This window comes from Arthrobacter sp. EpRS71 (assembly GCF_001512285.1).
Taxonomy (GTDB): domain Bacteria; phylum Actinomycetota; class Actinomycetes; order Actinomycetales; family Micrococcaceae; genus Arthrobacter.
This window is the reverse complement of record NZ_LNUV01000003.1, coordinates 662,992-684,333: the sequence shown is the minus strand read 5'-3', so window position 1 is coordinate 684,333 and position 21,342 is coordinate 662,992. Positions and strand designations below refer to the sequence as shown.

At 63.4% G+C, this 21,342-nt stretch carries 15 protein-coding genes; 6 read left to right on the top strand and 9 right to left on the bottom strand.

The annotated features are described in order from the left end of the window. Window positions 1-34: 34 nt before the first annotated feature. Window positions 35-2,722, bottom strand: coding sequence for a bifunctional acetate--CoA ligase family protein/GNAT family N-acetyltransferase (locus AR689_RS05890; protein WP_062068014.1), 2,688 nt, complete (start codon window positions 2,720-2,722; stop codon window positions 35-37). Between the two features lie 55 nt (window positions 2,723-2,777). On the opposite strand from AR689_RS05890, the gene AR689_RS05885 reads away from it, so the two are divergent. Next, a complete protein-coding gene (locus AR689_RS05885) occupies window positions 2,778-5,294 on the top strand; it encodes a DNA gyrase/topoisomerase IV subunit A (RefSeq protein WP_062068011.1) in 2,517 nt (838 codons plus the stop codon). A 125-nt stretch (window positions 5,295-5,419) separates the two neighbouring features. On the opposite strand, the gene AR689_RS05880 is transcribed toward AR689_RS05885, so the two are convergent. After that, window positions 5,420-5,803 (bottom strand): VOC family protein, encoded by a 384-nt coding sequence (locus AR689_RS05880; RefSeq protein ID WP_062068009.1) that lies wholly within the window; start codon window positions 5,801-5,803, stop codon window positions 5,420-5,422. Window positions 5,804-5,942: 139 nt separating this feature from the next. Here AR689_RS05880 and AR689_RS05875 point away from each other — a divergent pair, with 139 nt between their 5' ends. Beyond that, a complete protein-coding gene (locus AR689_RS05875) occupies window positions 5,943-6,461 on the top strand; it encodes a DinB family protein (protein WP_062068007.1) in 519 nt (172 codons plus the stop codon). A gap of 3 nt (window positions 6,462-6,464) precedes the next feature. Here the strand turns inward: AR689_RS05875 and AR689_RS05870 are convergent, their stop codons facing one another. The 4 genes from AR689_RS05870 to AR689_RS05855 are packed head-to-tail and all read right to left on the bottom strand — an operon-like array spanning window position 6,465 to window position 13,684. Continuing rightward, a complete protein-coding gene (locus tag AR689_RS05870; protein WP_062068005.1) occupies window positions 6,465-7,475 on the bottom strand; it encodes a GNAT family N-acetyltransferase in 1,011 nt (336 codons plus the stop codon). Window positions 7,476-7,484: 9 nt separating this feature from the next. Further along, on the bottom strand, window positions 7,485-10,976 hold the full coding sequence (gene cydD / locus AR689_RS05865; protein WP_062068003.1) for a thiol reductant ABC exporter subunit CydD: 3,492 nt from the start codon (window positions 10,974-10,976) through the stop codon (window positions 7,485-7,487). 7 nt (window positions 10,977-10,983) lie between these two features. Next, window positions 10,984-12,066 carry a cytochrome d ubiquinol oxidase subunit II gene (gene cydB / locus AR689_RS05860; protein WP_062068001.1) on the bottom strand — a complete coding sequence of 361 codons (1,083 nt, stop codon included), beginning with the start codon at window positions 12,064-12,066 and terminating at the stop codon, window positions 10,984-10,986. 19 nt (window positions 12,067-12,085) lie between these two features. Next, window positions 12,086-13,684, bottom strand: a complete 1,599-nt coding sequence (locus AR689_RS05855; RefSeq protein WP_062067999.1) for a cytochrome ubiquinol oxidase subunit I — start codon at window positions 13,682-13,684, stop codon at window positions 12,086-12,088. Window positions 13,685-13,964: 280 nt separating this feature from the next. On the opposite strand from AR689_RS05855, the gene AR689_RS05850 reads away from it, so the two are divergent. Then, window positions 13,965-14,351 carry a BlaI/MecI/CopY family transcriptional regulator gene (locus AR689_RS05850; protein WP_011774471.1) on the top strand — a complete coding sequence of 129 codons (387 nt, stop codon included), beginning with the start codon at window positions 13,965-13,967 and terminating at the stop codon, window positions 14,349-14,351. A gap of 5 nt (window positions 14,352-14,356) precedes the next feature. Then, on the top strand, window positions 14,357-15,358 hold the full coding sequence (locus AR689_RS05845; protein ID WP_062067997.1) for a M56 family metallopeptidase: 1,002 nt from the start codon (window positions 14,357-14,359) through the stop codon (window positions 15,356-15,358). 39 nt (window positions 15,359-15,397) lie between these two features. Here AR689_RS05845 and AR689_RS05840 read toward each other — a convergent pair whose 3' ends face one another. Then, on the bottom strand, window positions 15,398-15,934 hold the full coding sequence (locus AR689_RS05840; protein ID WP_062067992.1) for a Chromate resistance protein ChrB: 537 nt from the start codon (window positions 15,932-15,934) through the stop codon (window positions 15,398-15,400). Window positions 15,935-15,968: 34 nt separating this feature from the next. On the opposite strand from AR689_RS05840, the gene AR689_RS05835 reads away from it, so the two are divergent. Further along, a complete protein-coding gene (locus AR689_RS05835) occupies window positions 15,969-17,177 on the top strand; it encodes an MFS transporter (protein WP_062067990.1) in 1,209 nt (402 codons plus the stop codon). On the opposite strand, the gene AR689_RS05830 is transcribed toward AR689_RS05835, so the two are convergent. Continuing rightward, window positions 17,174-19,282, bottom strand: coding sequence for a DNA gyrase/topoisomerase IV subunit B (locus tag AR689_RS05830; protein ID WP_062067988.1), 2,109 nt, complete (start codon window positions 19,280-19,282; stop codon window positions 17,174-17,176). The genes AR689_RS05835 and AR689_RS05830 overlap by 4 nt on opposite strands. Before the next feature lie 255 nt (window positions 19,283-19,537). Between AR689_RS05830 and AR689_RS05825 the strand changes: the two genes are divergently transcribed. Continuing rightward, a complete protein-coding gene (locus AR689_RS05825) occupies window positions 19,538-19,759 on the top strand; it encodes a DUF7455 domain-containing protein (protein WP_018778705.1) in 222 nt (73 codons plus the stop codon). A 205-nt stretch (window positions 19,760-19,964) separates the two neighbouring features. Here the strand turns inward: AR689_RS05825 and AR689_RS05820 are convergent, their stop codons facing one another. Further along, window positions 19,965-21,272 carry an RNA polymerase sigma factor gene (locus AR689_RS05820; RefSeq protein WP_062067986.1) on the bottom strand — a complete coding sequence of 436 codons (1,308 nt, stop codon included), beginning with the start codon at window positions 21,270-21,272 and terminating at the stop codon, window positions 19,965-19,967. Window positions 21,273-21,342: the final 70 nt, after the last annotated feature.

The following is a 21,342-nucleotide window of genomic DNA, read 5'->3' as shown; positions in this document are numbered from 1 at the left end:
GGTGACTACCTAACCGTGCGGCGCGCTCCTGTGACTAACCCCGCATGGCGCGGCGGGCGCTGTCGGTGCGCTGCGCAGCATTGCCGATCCACACATCCGCTCCAAGGATGGTGGCCCCTGAGGGACCCGCCAGGACAGGATTGAACTCCACCAGTGCGATCCCGGGGTGGTCATCCTTGAGCTTGGCAAGCCGGGCCGCGATGTCCTCCAGGGCCTCCACATCAACCGCGGGCAGCCCTTGGTAACCGAAGAGCTTCCGGGATGCCCGAGGCGAGCGGATGACGTCGTGAAGATCGGCAGCAGAGAGCGGCGGCACCCGGTGAGCCCAATCGTCCAACAGGTTCACCGCATCGCCGGCCAGCCCAAAAGACAACACCGGCCCCAACAGCGGGTCCTCCATGGCACGGAAGGTGCAAGCCTGCCCAACCGGTGCCATGGCCTGTACTTCGAGCGCCGGCGATCCGTAAGGCTCCAAGGCCCGGCGCATGTGGGCTACGTTCTGCCGCAGGGATTCGGCGTCCTGAATATCCAGGCGCACACCGCCGAGATCCAATCGGTGACGCAGCGCGGGATCGGTCGTCTTGAGGACCACCGGCCAGCCCACAGTCTCCGCGGCCCGCACAGCCTCATCGGCGGTAACGAATCCCAGCGTCGGCACCACGTCGATCCCGTAACCTGACAGCAGCGCGGCGGCAGCACCGGCGTCGAGCTTCCTGATCTTTTCGCCCGTCACGCCGGCCAGCATCGCGCTCAGTATCTCCCTGGTGCCTTCGACGTCACAGCCCTCGGGCTCCACGAAGAGCCCTTGGTCCCGGTCGCGCCACTGCGCGTATCGCACAATCGCGGCAAGTGCAGCCACAGCAGCACCTGCATTTGAGTAGCACGGCAGGACGGGATGTCCGGCAGCACCTGCCATGCCCTCCACCTGAACAGAAGGGTCCAGGATTCCGGTGAACGCCGCTACCACAGGCTTGCCGGCCTCGGCGGCGCATTCGGCAAGGACTCCGGCGAGCGCCTCCACGGTCAGCCCGCGCGCCGGGAGAAGAGCCGCCACCACAGCATGCACGGAATCGTCCGCGAGGCTCTCCCGGAGGCTGGCCCTCAGCGCCGGCAGTACCAGTGACATTCCGGCGTCGAGATCAAGGTCCGTTACCAATCTGTTCACATCCAGCCCGAACGGGCCGGCAGCATCGGCAACCACTTTGGCCAGTGCCACGGAATTCGAGTAGACGGCCACGCCCGGCCCCTTGGGCAACGCCTGTGAGGACGCTATCTGGGCGATGTCCATGAGTTGTTCGATCGTCTCAACACGGATTACACCGGCCTGGCGCATCATCGCATCCACTGCCGCTGCGGGCGCCTGGGTGGTGCGGACCTCGTGCCCGGGCGGCAGGCTGAGGCCTGTGACGTCCGATTTGGCAACGATCACGGGTTTGCTGCGGGACAACCTGCGCGCCAGTCGCGAGAATTTGCGGGGATTACCGATTGACTCCAGGTACAGGCCCACGGCGGAAGTATCGGCGTCATCCTCCCAGTACTGCATGGCGTCATTGCCGGAGACATCCGCACGGTTTCCCGCGGAGAGGAACGAGGACAAACCGAGCCGGCGGCGGCTGGCGGCAGCGTAAACCGCCACACCCACGGCGGCGGACTGGCTGAACAACCCCAGGCTGCCCCTCGGCGGCATCGTGGGCGCCATGGAAGCGTTCAGGGACACCGCCGGGTGCGTATTAAGAATTCCGAGGGACTCAGGGCCAATGACACGCATTCCGTTCGCCCTGGCCCGCCGCACCAGGTCATGCTGACGTGCGAGTCCCCGCTCGCCGTCGTCGGCAAATCCGGCCGTGGCCACCACAATGCCCTTGACGCCGGCCGCGGCGCAGTCGTCCACTACCTTGGGTACTTCCTCATAGGGGACCGCGATGATGGCCAACTGAACCGGTCCAGGGATCTCGGACAACTTTGCGAAGGAAATCATTCCGGCGAGTTCGAACGCTTCCGGGTTGACGGCATACACCGGTCCCTTGAAGCCGCCTTCAATGATGTGCTCCAGCAGTTGGTAACCCACGGTCCCCCACTTGCGGCTGGCACCGATTACAGCCACCGACGACGGCGACAAAAGGTCGCGCACGCTGCGCGCCTCCGCGCGGTGCTCGCGTGACTCCATGACGGCCCGCGATTTCTCCGTGGGATCGATGTTGAATTCGACGCTGACGACGCCGTCATCGAATTGGCGTTTGAGGTCATAGCCGGCGTCGGCGAAGACCATCAGCATCTTCCGGTTATCCGGGAGGACCTCCGCCGTAAACCGGCGGATGCCGTTCTCCCGGGCGGCCACTGCCAGATGCTCCAGGAGGATGGAGCCGATCCCGCGGCCCTGATGGGCGTCGGAAATGTTGAACGCGACCTCGGCCTCGGTGGGATCGTCCAGACGGTCGTAGCGGCCGATCCCCATGATTTCGCCGCCGATGGTAATGACGAACGCCACGCGGTTGATGTGGTCCACCTCAGTGAAACGCCGGACTTCCTTGCCGGAGAGCTTGGGCTTGAACGAGAAGAACCGCATGTAGATGGAGGCCTGCGACTGGCCGGCATGGAACGCCTGCAAAGCGTCGGCGTCTTGGGGCCGTATGGGGCGAAGGTGGGCTGTCCCGCCGTCGCGCAGCACGACATCAGCTTCCCAATATTCCGGATAAATGCCGACGCTGGGCTGATCCACCATAGGCTTAGCCTAGCTAAAACATCCGCAGTTCAACTTTCAAGGATTTACCGACCCCATGGCCCGCAGCCAAAAATCAGCACGCACAGCCGAGCCCCTTGGCGATTTCACAGAGAACATCGTGGACATCGACGTCACGTCCGAGATGGAAGGCTCCTTCCTGGAGTATGCCTACTCGGTGATTTATTCGCGTGCGCTCCCGGACGCCCGCGACGGTCTGAAGCCCGTTCAGCGGCGCATCCTGTACATGATGTCCGACATGGGCCTCCGCCCGGATCGCGGACACGTCAAGAGCGCGCGCGTGGTGGGCGAAGTCATGGGCAAGCTCCACCCGCACGGCGACACCGCGATCTACGACGCCATGGTGCGTATGGCGCAGGACTTCTCGCTCCGCCTGCCGCTGATCGATGGCCACGGCAACTTCGGATCGCTCGACGACGGACCGGCAGCTCCGCGTTACACCGAGGCTCGCTTGGCGGCCGCCGCGCTGACCATGACGGACCATCTGGACGAAGACGTTGTGGACTTTGTCCCCAACTACGACAACCAATTGACGCAGCCCGACGTCCTCCCGGCAGCATTCCCCAACCTGTTGGTCAACGGCACCACGGGCATCGCCGTAGGTATGGCCACCAACATGCCTCCGCACAACCTGGTGGAGGTGATCTCCGCGGCACGCCATCTGATCGCGAACCCTGCTGCCACGCTGGAGGAGATCATGAGGTTTATCCCAGGCCCGGACCTTCCCACGGGTGGCCGGATCGTGGGCCTGGACGGAATCCGGGATGCCTATGCCACGGGACGAGGATCCTTCAAGACCCGCGCGAAGGTTGAGGTGGAACAGCTGTCCGCCCGCCGTACGGGCCTGGTGGTCACCGAACTGCCCTACATGGTGGGCCCGGAAAAGGTCATCGAGAAGATTAAGGATGCAGTCAACGCCAAGAAACTGACCGGCATCAGCGATGTTGTGGACCTCACTGACCGTAATCACGGCCTGCGCCTGGTCATCGAGTTGAAGAACGGCTTCAACCCCAACGCCGTGCTCCAGCAGCTGTACCGCTACTCGCCCATGGAAGATTCCTTCGGCATCAACAACGTCACCTTGGTGGACGGCCAGCCGCAGACCCTGGGTCTGCTGCAGTTGCTGCAGGTTTACGTTGGACACCGCCTGAATGTGGTGCGCCGCCGCACCGCCTTCCGCCTCGGCAAAAAGAAGGACCGCCTCCATCTGGTGGAGGGCTTGCTGATCGCGATCGTGGACATCGACGAAGTCATCCAGATCATTCGTTCCTCCGACGAAGCCTCGGCTGCGCGTGAACGCCTCATGTCCATCTATGACCTCACCGAAATCCAGGCCAACTACATCCTGGAACTGCGCCTGCGGCAATTGACCAAGTACTCGCGCCTTGAACTGGAGAAGGAACAGGACGAACTCCGCCGCGAAATCGAGGCACTTGAAGCCATCCTTGCCTCGGACGAGTTGCTCCGCGATCTTGTCTCCGGCGAGTTGGCTGTGGTGGCGGAGAAGTACGGCACGCCCCGGCGCACCGTGCTCTTGGAATCAGAAGCGGTCTCCCCCACCGTTGCTGCAGCGCTGGCAGCGTCCGTCCCGGGGCCCAAGGGCAAAGCCGCAGCGTTGCCCTTGGAAATTCCGGACGACCCCTGCTGGGCCCTGCTCAGCGTTTCGGGCCAAATCGCCAGGACATCCAATCAGGAGCCGCTCGCCGAGGCTGGCCCCCGTACCAAGCATGATGTGTTCCGCTCCGTGGTGAAGACCACCGCGCGGGGTGAAATCGGTGCGGTTACGTCGCAGGGACGCATGCTCCGGCTCCAAGTGATGGACATGCCTGTGTTGCCACCGGTATCAGGCCTGCCCAACCTGGCCGGTGGCGTACCGGCCAAGGACTTCATCACGTTGCTTAAGGGTGAAACCTTGGTGGCGTTTGTGCCCTTGGACGCTGTCCTCGCCATTGGCACGCTCCAGGGCGTAGTGAAGCGTGTCCAACCGGATTACCCGCTGAACCGCGAGGACTGGGAAATCATTGCCCTGAAGGACAAGGACTCGGTACTCGCTGTGGAAGCGGCGCAGGAGGACAACGTTGATCTGGTCTTCGTGACCCGGCAGGCTCAATTGCTTCGCTTCAGTGCATCGAACGTCCGCCCGCAGGGACGCACGGCCGGTGGCATGGCCGGCATCAAGCTCGCCGCGGGCGACGAAGTGATCCACTTCGGTACCGTCCGCGCGGACGACCCTGCCGCCGTCGTGGTGACGATCGCCGGAACCAACGGCGCGCTGCCCGGAACGGCACCTGGTACTGCGAAAGTGACCGCTTTCGAGGAGTATCCGGCCAAGGGCCGGGCCACGGGCGGCGTACGTGTCCACCGGTTCCTTAAGGGCGAGGACACTCTGCTCCTGGCTTGGGCAGGGCATGGTCCCGCCAAGGCGTCCTCAGCGGCCGGGGTGGCACGGGCACTTCCCCACGAACACGGCCGCAGGGATGGATCCGGGGTTCCGCTGTCACAGCCCGTGGAAGCGATCGGCCCGAGCATGGCGTGGGCTGAAGCCGCAGAATAGCCGCAGGGTCTCCGCCACGCACGGCGGTGATGTCACGCACGGCGGTGGTGTCAGGCACGGCAAAGGCCGGGGGTACAAGCCTCCGGCCCTTGTGATGCCGTAGCCATGTGAGGCCACCGCGTGGGCTAGCCGGTTTGGTTGATGCTGAGGATGTTTCCCTCACTGTCCAGGAACCAGGCCGCAGCCGTACCGTCCGGCATGGTGGCGACGCCATCCTCGGTCTTCAAGCCAGGGAAGTCATAGTCTTCAAACTTGACTCCCTTGCCTCGCAGCTCCTGTACCGCGGCTTTGATGTCACTGACCATCCAGCCGATCTGAGTGTTCTTGGCAGTCCCTGCATTCGGTGTCTGATAGATGAAGAATCCAGTTCCATCGCCGCACTTGTACTGAAGGTTGTCGTCGTCGTCCGGATTTTCGGGTTCCAGTCCGAGTTTTTCGCTGTAGTAAGCGCGTGCTCGGGCTATGTCCTGTGCCGGTAGGACGGCACCAACCTGCTGATCCTTGAGCATTGTTTTCTCTTTTCCGGCTCTCCCCCCGGAACGAACTTTACTCTCGGGCGGGTCCGTATGTTATAGAAAACGACGCCATATTTCCCGGGATTTACAGGGCCGCGCAAGCGCATGGGCTGGATCAGTTTAGACTGGCCGCATGCCCATCATTCCTGATGAAAAAGACTGGACCTGGGTGCTCTCGGAGCCCTGCCCCGAGTGCGGCTTCGACCCCGCCACGGTGACGCCTTCCACGGTGCCCGGCACCGTCCTGAACATGCTCCCCCGCTGGCGGTCCGTGCTGCACAAGGAAGGCGTGGCCACACGCCCCAATGACCACACGTGGTCCAACCTTGAGTACGCCTGCCATGTCCGCGACGTCTTCAGCCTGTTCGACCAGCGACTGAACCTGATGCTCACAGAGGATGACGCCCGCTTCGCCAACTGGGACCAGGACCAAGCAGCGATCGACGGCGAGTACGCAACAGCGGATCCTCGGACGGTGGCCGACGAACTTGAGGCGGAAGGCAAGGAAATTGCCGGGTCCTTCGCCAGGGTCACCGAGGATGATTGGCAGCGCAGCGGGACCCGAAGCAACGGATCCTCCTTTACTGTGCTGACGTTCTCCCAGTATTTCCTTCACGATGTTGTCCATCATCTTCATGATGTGGACGGCTAGGCCCTAGAGCATCTTCTCCCACGTCATGCTGCGGTTCACGGGCGTGTAGCCCATGCCGAGGTAGAGTTCCAACGCCCCCGTGGGGTTGGCCGAGTCCACGTCCAGTGACGCCACCTCCATGCCGGCTGAGGCGTAACGCTGCATGGCGTCGGCGAGGAGTGCTTGGGCAATGCCCCGGCCCCGATAGGCACGGCGCACACCAAGGAGCTCCGTGTAGCCTTCTGTGAAACCGCGCTCCGCGGCCGAGTCGGGATCGAAGCTGGTCAGCTGATATCCGGCCACCTCCCCCGTGGCGGAATCGATCACCACGGCACTGAGATCGTGCCTGGCGGTAGGCTCCTCGATGGTGAAGCGCCAGGATTCTTCATCCCGCGGCTCGCTCCCCCAGTGGTCCCTGAACGCATCGTTATGGGCCCGGCGCACGGGTTCAAAGAGTGAGGGATTTAACGTCCTCAGCTCAAGCCCTGCGCTCAGGAGTGCCTGGGGCAGTTCGGCCGAAAGGGGCCGGTGCATTTCGTTGAACCAGCGCACGGCACCGTAGCCGTGCCCCATCAGGAGGGCGGCCTGATGCTCGTGTTGTTCCTCCGTCTGGATCCGGAGACGAGGCGGCGCCGTAGTATGCCCGGCAGCGTGGTCGGCCTGGAACCGCTTGCGCACTTGTCCTTCCTGCCACGCCAGGACGGCGGAGCCGATGCCGCGTCGTTGCCATTCCGGGTCAACACACGCCATCCCGGTGGCTTTGTCTCCACCAGGGTTCTTGACGATGCGCCCATAAGCACGGGCCACGCCCTCGGAGTCCAAGCCCAGCAGAGTGCTTGTCTCCGCCGGGTTCTTGGTGGACTCCAGCACATGGAGCAGGTCGCCGCGCTTTTCATACCAGACGGGATGTTCGGCCGCGGCTGTCCGGGCTATCAGGCCCGCCCAGTTATCGAGGTCCGCCATGATGGCTGGCCGCCAGCTCAGCCCGGTGGCTATGGCATCAGGAATGGCTTGGCTCGGGGTTTCGGAAGGCATGCCAACAGGCTACTGAGGAGTAGGCCTTCCCACCAGTTCCGCCGCGCCCGGTGTGGATCTCCCGGAAGCGTGCTCCGCGGCAGCCTGCCCTCCAGGCAACTCAAGCCTCACATCTGCCGGGTCAATGTCCTCAGGGTTGTGGGTAACCAGCACAACGGTGACGTCCTTGAGTCCGTTACGGAGAATGGCCATCATGTCCCGCGCCGAGGCCGCATCCAAATGCGCCGTTGGTTCATCAAGCAGCAACACGGACGCTCCGGTCAGGAGCGTCCTGGCCATGGCAAGCCGCTGACGTTCTCCGCCGCTGAGGAAAGAACCTCCGGGCCCGATGCGGGTGTCCAGCCCCTCCGGTAATGCTGCCACCACAGCGTCAAGCCCGACGTCGGCCAGGGCCTTATGCATCTGGGCCTCGCTGGGCTTTGCTGCGGCCGGCCGGCTCAACAGGAGGTTGCCGCGGATGGTGGAGTCGAACAGGTGCGCCTCTTGGGGGCACCACGCCGCGGTCCCGGAGAGCTTCACAGTTCCTCCCGCCAGCGGCAGGAATCCCAGCAATACGGAGAGGAGCGTGGACTTCCCCGCGCCGGAGGGGCCAGTCACGGCCAGCCAACGGCCCGGACCGGCAACCGCGTTCACGCCGGCAAAGACTGTGGGGCCACCCGGCCACGCCGCTGACGCGTCCAGAAGTTCCAGGCCTGCCCCGCCAGGACGATCCGGCAGGCGCAGCGTGCCGCCGTCGTGCTCTTCTGAGTAGTGCTGATGGGAGTCGTGCTCTTCAGAAGGGGTGGTGGGGCCGGGTGTGTCCAAAGCGCCGGATGATGAAACCCGGCCCAGGACAGCTGCGAGCGCCGGGCCTTGGCGTACAGCGGACACGATTCCACCGAAGGGTTCAACCAGTGCCAGGTGCATCAGGACAATGACGGCTGCGAGTTCAGGGGCGATGGTGCCGTTGAGCACGCCGGGTGCGCTCAGCGCGCCCGCCCACAGGGCGGCAAGAGAGCACGCCAGGACAATGGTGGCCTGGCCCAGCCCTTCTGCCCATGCCGAGCGCTGCGCAGAGAGAGTGGCGCTGCGGTCCTTGGCGCGCAGTGCGTCAAGGATCGGCTCCTGCACTGCGTTGGCGTTGAGTTCCGCCCGGGCGTCGAGGGCGGCTGCCACTCCCCGCAACACGACGGAACGCATCTGTTGTTCGGCTTTGGCCGCGTTCCTGTCAGCCAGGACGGCAAGGGTTGGCGCAATGAGCAGGCCCGCCACGGCGGACACCATCACAGCCGGCAGTGCCTCGGGGATAACGATGGCTGTGGCGAGGATGGCCGCAGCTCCTACTCCGAGCGCAGTCACGGGCGGTAGGACAACCCTGGGAAGAAGGTCCCTGAGGGTGTCTACGTCATCCACGATGGTGCCCAACACGTTGCCGCCTTGAAGGAGGCGCCGTAGGGACAGCGCCTTGCGGCTCAGCGATGCCCAGAGTGAACCGCGGAGCCGTGTCATGGCAGCGAAGACGGCGTCATGGGTCAACAGACGCTCGCAGTAGCGCAGCACGGCCCTTCCGATGCCGAAGAACCTTACTCCCACGATCGCGCCGAGCAGGTAGAGAATGGGCGGCTGTTCGCTGGCCCTGATGATGAGCCACCCGGACAGGCCTGACAACGCTACTGCGAAGAGGGCGGCCAGGACGGCCACTACACCGGCTGCGGCAAACTTCCACCGCACGGGCTTCAGCGTCTGGAGGAGACCTCGCAGGCTGCTGGCCGTGGGAGCCGATGGTGGCGCGATTTTTGCTTCAGGGCCCTTCGGGGGGACGGCAGCTGCCCGTGCTGTAGCGGTGGCGCCGTGCGAACTGCCCGCTCCGGGTGCTGAGAGCGCTGAGTTTCGGCGCTGTTTCCCTACAGGGACCAGGTGGTCGGCGAGCGCCCGGGTGGCGGCGTCGTGGGCCACCAGGATCACGGTGACGTTGCCACGCAGCGACTCAATGGCGCGGCGGACCACGCTTGCCGAATAGTGGTCCAGATGGGCGGTGGGTTCGTCGAGCAGCAGGACGGTTGCGCCGGCTTCCACACGGGCCAGTCCGCGCGCCAAGGCAACTCTCCGCACTTCTCCGGGGCTCAGCTCCGCTGGATTCCCGGCGCCCAGGTGCTCGGCGGACGCCTTCCGAAGGACACGGGTGACGGCTTCGGCTGCGTTCCCCCGGTATCCCTCCAAATAAAGCTCAATCTCTGCCTGCACCGTTTCAGTGGCCATGACCGGGTGTTGCGGCACCCACGCCACTGTTCCGGGGGCTGCTCCGGTGATGGTCCCGGTGACCGAGGTCCCCGGCCCTTGCCCTATGAGGCCGGCAAGGACGCCCAGGACTGTGCTCTTCCCGGCGCCGCTGTCGCCGTCGAGGGCCGTGACGCGGCCCGGCTCTGCCGTAAAGCTGAGGGGCCCGACGGCGGGTGCGGACCTTCCGTGGTACGTCACCGTCAGCCCGCTCACCACCACCCCGGCCTGAGCCGTACTGGACACTTGAGCCGTACTGGACACTTGAGCCGGGCTTGACGGGCGGCCCTCCTGCAGCCGCTGGTGCGAGGGGGCGTCCAGTACGGCGTTGGTGGTTTCGAGCGCGGCCCTGCCATCATCACTGGCGTGGTGGGCGGTGCCGAGCTCCCGGAGGGGAAGGTAGCAATCCGGGGCCAGGATCAATGCAAGGAGTCCTGCTTCGAGGGCCATATCGCCATGCACCAGCCGGACGCCGATAAACACAGCCACCACGGCCACTGAGATGGTGGCGATAAGTTCCAGGGCCAGCGCGGAGAGGAATGCCGTGCGGAGGGCGCCCATGGTTCGGGCACGGTATTGCTCGGAGATGTCTTCCAGCGCTGCGCGCTGTTCGGTGGCACGTCCGAGGCCCACCAGGACGGGAAGTCCTTTGGCGAGTTCAAGAATGTGGCCGGACAGTTTCCGGAGCGTGCTTTGCGCCTCCCGGACGGTGTCCTCGGTATGCCTGCCGATCAGGACCATGAAGAGAGGCACCAAAGGAACCGTCAGGACGATCACCACGGCGCTGACCCAGTCAGCAAAGAGGATCCGTGCTCCGATGAGCAATGGGACCGTGGCGCAGTTTACGATTGCCGGCAGGTACTGGGTGTAATAGTCGTCCAACGCGTCCAGGCCCCGCGTGGCGAGGATCGCCAGGCCGCCGTCGTTCATTCCCGCTACCGGTGACGGACCGGCGTCGGACAGTGAGCGCCTCAGCAGCCGGGCCCGCAATTCCTCCTTGACGCCCAAGGCAGCCCGCCTGGACGCAATGCCTTGACCCCACACGGTCAACGACCTCAGGACCGCACCGGCCGCACCCCAGACGAGTCCGTTGTGCCAGTCCCCTGATCCGGAGGCGAGCCCTGCCAGCATCCCCGCTACGGCTTGCGCCATGAGAACCAGGGACAGTGCCTTGAGGGCGGACATGAGGCCAATGGCGTAAAGCGCCGATCGCGTTGCCGGGCCGGAGGGGAACACGGGTTTCATGGAGCGACTAATCTCCCGTTTGGCTTCGTGTGGAGGAGGGGCTGTCCTTGGATACCATCACTTTCGCAGCAATGGCGGGCAGGAATCCGTGGGCTTCCGGGATGTGGGCTGCGCTGACACGCCGCCGGAACACCCAATACGTCCATGATTGGTAGGCGATCACCAGTGGCAGGCCAACGGCCGCCACGATGCTCATGAGGCCCAGTGTGTAGTCCGAAGAAGAGGCGTTGGAAATGGTCAGGTTGAAAGCGGGATCGATCGTGGAGGGGATGACCACAGGGAATGCGGCTCCGAAGATGGACGCTGTGGCGCAGACAATGAACGCGCCGAGGGCACCGAACGCGCGCCCCTCGGATCCTGCGCGGGCCAAGCGCCAGGCCAGCACGACGGCGATAACCGCGGCCGCCACCAAAGCCCAGGTCCACGGCTTGCCGCTCAGGAACTGGACCGCCACCATCCAGCCAAACATTGGCAACACCGCAAACGGCACCAGTCGCACAAACCAGCGGCGGGCCCGGTACCGAACATCGCCGTCGGTCTTCAGGGCGAGGAACGCCAGGGCGTGCACCAGCGCGAACGCCACCACACCGAAACCGCCCAGAAGTGCATGGCCGCTGAACCAGGCCATGGGGCCACCGACGCGGTCACCATTCTCGTTCAAAGGCAGTCCTGTGGTGGTGAGCGCCAGTGCGGCGCCGATGCCGAAGGCGGCCACGAAGGACCCGATGGCGATCGCCCAGTCCCAACGGTTGCGCCAGCGCTCTGAGTCCACCTTGCCGCGGTACTCAAAAGCGACTGCCCTGAAGATCAATGCAGCCAGGACTGCAAGGAGCGGGAGGTAAAGGGTGGAGAACAGCGAGGCATACCAGAGGGGGAAGGCGGCGAAAGTGGCACCGGCTGCGGTGAGCAGCCACACTTCATTGCCATCCCAGACCGGGCCAATGGTGTTAAGCAGTACACGCCGGTCAGTATTGTTGCGGGCGAACAGCTTCATGAGCATGCCGACGCCCAGGTCAAAACCCTCCAGGAAGAGATACCCGGTCCATAACACTGCGATGGCCACGAACCAGATGGTTGGCAACAGTTCCATTGTCATTACCCCTTGGTTTCTAGTAGGCGAATGCCAGGACGTCGTCGCCGGACTTGTCCGGGCCGGCGCCGTCGTCGTTCTTATCGTGTGGATCCTTTGAGTCCTGCGCGTGCGCCAGTTCGGGCATCGCCGAGGCCACCCCGCCACGGATGTACTTGACCAGGAGCTTCACTTCCACCACCAGGAGCACGGCATAGATGGCGGTGAGAACCACCAGCGAGGTCATGAGCTCGCCTGCGCTGACGCCCGGCGACACCGCAGCGGCGGTAAACATGAACACTTGATCTATGCCGTTCATATCCGGGTTGGGGGCCACCACGAAAGGCTGCCTGCCCATTTCGGTGAAGATCCAACCGGCGGCGTTGGCGCCGAACGGTGCAAGGATTCCGAAGACGGCCAGGCGCATGAGCCACTTGGACTCGGGAACTACACCCTTTCGGGTCACCCAGAGTGCCAGCAGGGCGGCGAAGGCGGCGATGCCCCCGAAGCCGATCATCATGCGGAAGCCCCAGTAAGTGACTTCCATGACGGGAACGTATTGGATTTCCTGTCCGGCGCGCTCGCCGTACAGGGGGTTGTCCGGCAGGTGCGTGCCGTACTTCTCCTTGTACTCACCCAGCAGGCTGTTCACACCCTTGACCTCTGTGGTGAAGTCGCCCTTGGCCAGGAAGGAGAGGATTCCGGGTACTTCGATGACAGCCACAATGTCGTCGCAGTTGGTGGCGCCGAGGTTACCGACGCTCAGTACCGAGAAGCCCGTGCCGTCGTGGCAGGCAGCTTCGGCGGCAGCCATCTTCATGGGCTGCTGCTCGAACATGAGCTTGCCCTGCAGGTCACCTGTGATGGCAGTTCCTGCGAAGGAGATCATGGCCACCACTGCACCGATCCGCAGGGACCTCATCCAGACGGTGTAATCGGTTTTGTCGCGACCCGGAATGGCGGCTTCGCCGGGGACCAGTTTGCCGTCCTTGCCCACAACGTCAATGCCGTCGTGGCGCCGGCGCCAGAGGTGGTACCAGGCGATGCCCAGAAGGAAGGCTCCTGCTACGGCGAGTGCACCGAACAGGGTGTGCGGCACGGCAACCAGCGCCGTGTTGTTGGTAAATACTGCCCAGGCATCGGTCATCACTGGCCGGCCGTCCACCATGTCAACGCCCACGGGGTGCTGCATCCAGGAGTTCGCCACGATGATGAAGTACGCGGAGAAGACCGAACCAATCACGGCGATCCACAGGCAGGCCAGGTGCACACCGCGCTTGAGCTGCTTCCAACCAAAGATCCACAAGCCCAGGAAGGTGGATTCAACGAAGAACGCCAACAGTGCCTCGAGGGCCAGCGGTGCGCCGAATACGTCGCCGACGAAGCGGCTGTACTCGCTCCATGCCATGCCGAACTGGAATTCCTGGACGATGCCGGTGGCTACACCCATGATGAAGTTGATGAGGAAGAGCTTTCCCCAGAACTTGGTCATCCGCAGGTACTCGGGTTTGCCGGTGCGGTACCAGATGGTTTGAATGATGGCCACCACCAGTCCCAGACCGATAGTGAGCGGCACCATCATGAAGTGGTAGACGGTGGTGATGCCGAATTGCCAGCGTGCGATTTCCAAGGCGTCCATGGCTGTCCTTTGTGCGGTGGACCGAAGTACGATGACCTAACTTCTACGTAACGTAGAAAACTTCTCTTCTACACAGTGTAGAACAAACGTGGGCCGACGAAACCCATTCTTCAAGTGGCCTAAGCCACGCGCAAGGGACTTCCGGCGGAAGCGGCGCGCCGATAGTTCTACCTCACGTAGAATGAAGGTCTGAAAAGCGGTAGATTTATTGTGGAATGTTGGATCATCGCTTCCGGCAGCAGGCACGCTGCACCGGAAAGCGGAAGGTAGGGACGTATCGATGGCAAGTCTTGGGGAACTGGAACGGGCAGTGATGGATCTGCTCTGGGCAGGTCAGGAGGCTGCAACTGCCAACACACTGCGTGATCTCTTGGCGCAGGATTCCGAGGCCGGGGACGGCACAGCGGGTCATCAAGGCAAGGACCTGGCAGTCACCACGGTCCTTACCGTGCTCTCACGCCTGGAAAAGAAGGGCCTGGTAGAGCGCGAACGCGGAACGCGGCCGCACCGCTACCAAGCCGTCTCGAGCCGCGCGGACCACACCGCCGAACTCATGCATGAAGTCCTGGGCTCCGCTCCGGACCGCGAGGCAGTGCTTGCCCGCTTCATTGGTTCCGTCACCGAAAGTGAAGCCGCTACCCTGCGCAAACTGCTCGGCTACAATTAGCCACTATGTTCTGGACCTCATACCTGCTTGCGGTCCTGGCATTGATTCTGGCGTGGCCGGTACCCGTGCTGCTCTCGCGCGCACAGTGGCCTGCGCGATCCCCTTTCACCGCCATGGTGCTGTGGCAGGCGATCGCCCTTGCAGGTGGCTTGTCCATGATTGGGGCCATGCTGGTCTACGGACTGGAGCCAATCGGGGACAACCTCATAGCTGGGCTCAAAAGCCTGGCCGGGATGGTTTTCAACAACGAACCCACCACCGCGCTTGGCTTTTGGCATCTCTTTGCGCTCTCCGCAGCGGCGTTGCTGACCGCGCACCTGGTCTTCACCCTCCTGCTGACCTACTACAAGATTGAACGCCAGCGGCGACGCCACCGGGAACTGCTCGCCCTGCTGGCATCACCGTCCGACGACGGTCCCGGCACCGTGGTGATCAACCACGACTCCCCGGTGGCTTACTGTCTGCCCGGCGGCGCCCGATCAGTAACGGTCCTGTCCGACGGCCTCATGGCAGCGCTGGAACCAGCCGAGCTCAGGGCCGTCCTCATTCACGAAAATGCCCATTTGTCCCAACGCCACGATCTCCTGCTGTGGGCTTTTGCCGCCTGGCGTCAGGCACTGCCCTGGTTCCCCACCACCCGGCTGGCCCAGACGGCCGTGAACTCACTGATCGAAATGCTGGCCGACGACGTCGCACTCCGCACCGAGAGCAAAGGCACGCTCATCAAGGCCATCGCCATTGTTGCCAGCGGCACCTCACAGCCGGCACTCAACGGGCAGGTTCCCGGCGGCCAGGCACTGAGCGCTGCTGGCGCCGTCGTGGAGGGCAACGCTGTCAGCGCCACCGGTGGTGCCGACTCACCGCGCACGACGGCGTCCCGCGTCAGCCGCCTGCTCTCACCCAAGCCGCCGCTCACCAAGCCTGCGCGGGTACTGGTCCTCTTGGCCTCGGCCCTGCTGCTTGCGGTGCCCACGGCACTTTTGATCGTTCCAGGATTACTGGGCTGACCAGCACCTCCCACTGAGAACCGCTTACTCGGGCAGCGCCTACTCGGGCAGCGTCGCGTCATACACCAAGGACGCGTAAGCCTCCAGCGCTTCGGTGCAGCGAACCAAATGTGCGGAAGCGTCGTCCGCCTGGGGCAGGCGGAGGACATCACGCGATTTCAACTCCCTGAACCACCGCCTCAGTCGCTCCAGGCTTTGCTCTTCCTCCTCCAGTTCGGCAAAAGTGAACTTCTCCCGTGAGATCTCTTTGGCTATCTCCTGCTCGAATTTTCCGCAATCGGCCGTGAACTCTTCCCATTCCTCCAGCCGGGCTGCTTCGAACGCGCCACGGAAAGTCCCAGCCCCTTGATTCCGGGGCACGGCGTCCACCAGCGTCCAGGATCCTTCGCCCTTCGCCACCAGCGCCTCAGCTCGAGAGAGGCCCTCGTCAAAGGCCGGGTGGGCAGGAAGAACCCAGGTTCCCGGCGACAACGGAACCGCCCCGGTCCGACGCAATTCCCGCCACACGGCCACCCTGTGCCGGGACGGCTGCGCAGGAACCTGGACCAAAATCAGGAGCCATCGTTCATCAATCACATCATCGAATGTAGCAGCTGTTACATTCAATGATGTGAAAGCCCCCGAAGCAGATCATCCTGATATTCCGGCCAGCCAGCGTTGGCCCCTCTACGCCGCGGGCTTTACCACCGCCTTCGGCGCCCATGCTGTCGCTGCTGGACTGGGGGCTGAAAGCGCCGACATCGGACTCAGCCTGCTGACTCTGGGCATCCTGCTGGCTTTGTACGACGTCGCAGAAGTGTTTCTCAAACCGGTATTCGGCGCCCTCAGCGACCGTATTGGACCCAAGCCGGTGATCGTGGGTGGCCTGGTGGCCTTCTCCGCCGCCTCCTTGATTGGCCTCTGGGCCGATCAGCCCGCCCTGCTCGCGGCTGCCCGCTTGGGTCAAGGAATGGCCGCCTCTGCCTTTTCACCGGCCTCGTCCGCCAGTGTCGCCCGGCTAGCAGGCGGGAAGACCGGACACTATTTTGGACGCTACGGATCATGGAAAGGGCTTGGCTACGCCGTCGGCCCACTCTTGGGAGCCTTGGCCATCATCCTTGGAGGGTTCAGCCTCCTGTTCGGTATTCTTGCGGCGCTGGGCCTGGCGGTGGCTGTTTGGGCCCTTGCATCGGTACCCCGGCTGCAGCCGCTTCCCCGCCCCAGATATACCATCGTGGATGTCTGGCGGCAGAGCACCGAGCGCTCATTCCTTGGGCCAACGCTCGTACTGGCTGCCGCCACGGGAGCCCTCGGGGCTACCGTTGGTTTCCTCCCCGCCCTGGCCGCACGGGAGGGGCTGGGGACAGGGGGCAGCGTAGCCGTGGTCACGGTGCTGGCAGTCGCGTCGGCGCTGATACAGCCCCGCGTCGGCCGGCTTCGCCATCACGGAAGAATCGTGGACAGGCCAGGGATGGTGGCAGGCCTGCTCGCCATCTCGGCAGGAACCCTGATGGCCGCAGCGTTGTCAGGAGCGGTCTGGATTTACTGCGCGGCAGTACTCATCGGTGTGGGAATAGGGGTTTCCACGCCCCTCGCCTTCGCCCACCTGGCCGATGCCACGCCCCCCGAACGGCTCGGCAGGACCATGGGCACAGCGGAACTGGGCCGTGAACTCGGCGACGCCGGTGGTCCGCTGCTGGTGGGCGGTGTTGCCGTCGCCGCCGGGCTGCCTTGGGGCCTGGGCGCGTTGGCTTTGGTGGTGGGGGCCGCTACGTTCGCCGCCCCCTCGCACACCAAAGCAGCCGCTGGAGACGAACCGGCTCCCCGGACCCCGAGCTAAGCGTCGATGCGTTCCCGGTCCAGGGTGGCTGCACCCGCAATGATGAATTCCTTGCGTGGTGCAACGTCGGAGCCCATCAGGAGGTCGAAGACCTCCTCGGCGCGCTGGGCGCTTTCGATGCCCACCTTCCGAAGGGTCCTGTGGCGCGGGTCCATGGTGGTCTCGGCCAGCTGCTGAGCGTCCATCTCACCCAGACCCTTGTACCGCTGGATGGGCTCCTTGTAACGCTTGCCTTCCTTCGCGAGGTTGGAGAGAAGCACGTGGAGCTCGGCCTCCGAGTACGTATAGATCATCTCATTGGCCTTCTGTCCCGGGTTGATGACCTCCACCCGGTGCAGCGGCGGGACAGCCGCAAACACGCGGCCTGCTTCAACCATGGGCCGCATATAACGGAAGAACAACGTCAACAGCAGGGTCCGGATGTGCGCGCCGTCAACGTCTGCGTCGGTCATCAGGATCACCTTGCCGTAGCGTGCAGCGTCAATATCGAAGCTTCGACCCGAGCCGGCGCCAACAACCTGGATCAACGCGGCGCACTCAGCGTTGGACAACATGTCGCCAACAGATGCCTTCTGGACGTTAAGGATCTTTCCCCGGATGGGCAGCAGTGCCTGGAAGTCAGAGGACCGCGCCAGCTTGGCGGTACCGAGAGCCGAGTCGCCCTCTACGATGAACAGCTCAGAGCGCGCCACGTCATCAGTCCGGCAGTCCGCCAGCTTGGTGGGCATCGAAGACGTTTCCAACGCGTTCTTGCGGCGCTGGGTTTCCTTGTGCACACGGGCCGAGATGCGCGACTTCATCTCGGCCACCATCTTCTCCAGGAGGAGCGCGGACTGGGCTTTGTCGTTGCGGTTGGCCGAATTCAGCCTCGCGGTTATTTCCTTCTCAACCACCTTGGCAACAATTGCCCGGACCGCGGAGGTGCCAAGGATCTCCTTGGTCTGTCCCTCGAACTGCGGCTCCGCCAGCCGGACAGTGAGTACGGCAGTCAACCCGGCGAGAATATCGTCCTTCTCGATCTTGTCGTTCCCGGCCTTTAGCTTGCGTGCATTCGTCTCCACAGCTTTGCGGAAGGTCTTCAACAAGGCAGTTTCGAAACCGGACTGGTGCGTGCCGCCCTTGGGCGTGGCGATGATGTTCACGAAGCTGCGCATAGTGGTCTCATAACCAATGCCCCAACGCAGGGCTATGTCCACCTCACAGTCACGCTCCACTTCGGCGATCTTGCTGTGCCCGTTGTCATCGAGCACGGGAACGGTTTCCTTGAACTTTCCGGACCCATGAAGGCGCCAAACGTCCGTCACTCCGGAATCGGCCGCGAGGAACTCAACGAACTCGGAAATACCGCCGTCGTGGTGGAACACTTCCTCATGAACACCGGACTCCCCCGGCGTCCCGGCCAGCTTGCGTTCGTCGCGCACGGTAATCTTCAGGCCCGGCACAAGGAAGGAAGTCTGACGCGCCCTTGACGCCAGATCGTCGTAAGAGAACTTGGCGTCAGGGGTGAAAATCTGGCGGTCCGACCAATAACGCACGCGGGTTCCCGTGACACCGCGCTTTGCCTTGCCCACAACGTCGAGCACCGACTTCTCAACGAACGGTTCAAAGGGCGCATTGGGGCTTGGCTTTGCCCCCGAATCGACGAAGCGTCCAGGCTCGCCACGGCGGAATGACATTTGGTACGTCTTGCTGCCACGATCCACCTGGACGTCCAAGCGGCTCGACAACGCGTTCACCACAGATGCTCCCACACCATGCAGGCCACCCGAGGCAGTGTAGGAGCCGCCGCCGAATTTACCGCCCGCGTGCAGCTTGGTGAAGACGACCTCGACGCCGGAGAGGCCGGTCTTCGGTTCGACGTCCACGGGAATACCGCGGCCGTCGTCGTGAATCTCCACCGAGTTGTCCGCGTGCAGAATGACCTTGATGTCATGTCCAAAGCCAGCCAAGGCTTCATCCACGGCGTTGTCGATGATTTCCCACAGGCAGTGCATGAGACCGCGGGAGTCCGTTGAGCCGATGTACATGCCCGGGCGCTTTCGAACGGCTTCCAGGCCCTCAAGGACAGACAAATGCCGGGCGTTGTATTCAGAACTCGGTGCCACTCGCGGTGTGCTCCTTCGGGGTATATCTCGGGGGTACTTCCCAGCCGTGTATGGCTGGTAAATCACGGCAAACACTGCCCGTACCAGCCTAGCCGGGGAAGGCTGGAACCCCTGCTTGCCACTCCACAGCGGGCGCAGCCTTCCCGGTTACGTTACGCACATGTGATACGCGGACAGCGAAAGTGACCCATCCTTGCCATGGATCTGCGTCGAATGCTGGTTATATGGATGTACAGAACTACTAAGGAGGCCGACATGACAACAGCAGTTGCAGACCGCACGCTGAACGCAGCTGATCGCTGTGACCGTTGCGGAGCCCAAGCGTACGTCCGCGTTGTACTCGAGTCCTCCGGCGGTGAGCTGCTCTTCTGCGGCCACCACGCCCGCGCAGTTGAAGCCACGCTTCGGCCCATGACTTCCGACTGGCACGATGAGACCGAGCGCCTCAACGAGAAGGCTCCCGTCCCCGTCGACTAGGCAACCCGGCTCACCCGGAACCCGCGGTGACTACATGACAAGGCTCCTCCCACCAGGGAGGGGCCTTGTTGCGTATAACTGGCTGACGTGCAGTTAACTGGCTGAGGTGCCTGAACTGCTTTCGCTCCAGATTCTCAACTGTTTGCGCTCAAGAAAGTGGCCCGGCCGGAAATCCGGCCGGGCCACGTCTCATGACTCTGCTTGTTTAGTCCAAGTAGTCCCGCAGGACCTGCGAGCGGGACGGGTGCCGCAGCTTGGACATGGTCTTGCTTTCGATCTGACGAATGCGCTCCCGCGTGACGCCGTAGACCTTGCCGATTTCGTCTAAAGTCTTCGGCTGTCCGTCGGTCAGACCGAAGCGCATCGCCACGACTCCGGCTTCGCGCTCGGACAGCGTGTCCAAAACGGAATGCAGCTGCTCCTGCAGGAGCGTGAAGCTGACGGCGTCGGCCGGAACAACAGCCTCCGAGTCCTCAATCAGGTCGCCGAACTCCGAGTCACCGTCTTCACCCAGCGGGGTGTGCAGTGAAATCGGCTCGCGCCCGTACTTCTGGACCTCAACAACCTTCTCAGGCGTCATGTCCAGTTCGAGTGCCAGCTCCTCAGGCGTCGGTTCGCGGCCGAGGTCCTGCAGCATTTGGCGCTGTACGCGGGCCAGCTTGTTGATGACTTCCACCATGTGCACCGGAATACGGATGGTGCGGGCTTGGTCTGCCATGGCGCGCGTAATTGCCTGGCGGATCCACCACGTTGCGTAGGTGGAGAACTTGAAGCCCTTGGTGTAGTCGAACTTCTCTACCGCGCGGATAAGGCCCAGGTTGCCTTCCTGGATGAGGTCCAGGAAGAGCATGCCACGGCCGGTGTAGCGCTTGGCCAAGGACACGACGAGGCGCAGGTTGGCTTCGAGCAGGTGGTTCTTGGCGCGCTTGCCATCGTGAATGACGAATTCAAGCTCACGCTTGAGCTTGGGATCCATGGATCCGTCGTCAGCGTTGATCTTTTCCTCGGCAAAGAGGCCAGCCTCAATCCGAAGCGCGAGATCAACTTCCTGCTCTGCATTCAGCAGAGCCACCTTGCCGATCTGCTTGAGGTAGTCCTTGACGGGGTCGGCCGTAGCGCCGGCCGACATGACCTGCTGGACAGGAGCGTCGTCGTCGTCGGCATCCGAGTAGACGAATCCTGAACCGGAAGGCGCAGCCTTGTCTTTGGTGGCCGTGGCGCCGTCCTCGTCGTCTCCGACTTCGACTTCCTCGGCAGCTGCGGGATCAAAGTCTTCATCCTCGCCGCTGGAGTCCTCAGCGTCGGAGCCTGAAGACTTGTTTGCGGCTTCAGCGGCGGCCTTCGCGCCGGGCTTGGGTCCGCGCTTCTTGGGTGCCGGCTTGTCAGGGTCGCCCTCTGAGGCCTTGTTGGCAGCACGTGTCGCTGCGCGCTTTGCCGATGTTGCCGCCTTCTTTTCCTCAGCGGACAATTCGGCCTGGGCGGCGGGTTCCTTCTCGACGGAAGACGGGGTCACAGAAAACCTTTCTAGCGGCGGTCTGTGGAATCACCATACGGGCAACACCACTATGACCCTGTCAAGTCCG

Coding starts and splice junctions, on each gene's coding strand:
- AR689_RS05845 (WP_062067997.1), top strand. CDS start 14,357: ATGTTCTGGACCTCATACCTGCTTGCGGTCCTGGCATTGATTCTGGCG.
- AR689_RS05855 (WP_062067999.1), bottom strand. CDS start 13,684: ATGGACGCCTTGGAAATCGCACGCTGGCAATTCGGCATCACCACCGTC.
- AR689_RS05890 (WP_062068014.1), bottom strand. CDS start 2,722: ATGGTGGATCAGCCCAGCGTCGGCATTTATCCGGAATATTGGGAAGCT.
- AR689_RS05875 (WP_062068007.1), top strand. CDS start 5,943: ATGCCCATCATTCCTGATGAAAAAGACTGGACCTGGGTGCTCTCGGAG.
- cydB (WP_062068001.1), bottom strand. CDS start 12,066: ATGGAACTGTTGCCAACCATCTGGTTCGTGGCCATCGCAGTGTTATGG.
- AR689_RS05870 (WP_062068005.1), bottom strand. CDS start 7,475: ATGCCTTCCGAAACCCCGAGCCAAGCCATTCCTGATGCCATAGCCACC.
- AR689_RS05850 (WP_011774471.1), top strand. CDS start 13,965: ATGGCAAGTCTTGGGGAACTGGAACGGGCAGTGATGGATCTGCTCTGG.
- AR689_RS05880 (WP_062068009.1), bottom strand. CDS start 5,803: ATGCTCAAGGATCAGCAGGTTGGTGCCGTCCTACCGGCACAGGACATA.
- AR689_RS05825 (WP_018778705.1), top strand. CDS start 19,538: ATGACAACAGCAGTTGCAGACCGCACGCTGAACGCAGCTGATCGCTGT.
- AR689_RS05885 (WP_062068011.1), top strand. CDS start 2,778: ATGGCCCGCAGCCAAAAATCAGCACGCACAGCCGAGCCCCTTGGCGAT.
- cydD (WP_062068003.1), bottom strand. CDS start 10,976: ATGAAACCCGTGTTCCCCTCCGGCCCGGCAACGCGATCGGCGCTTTAC.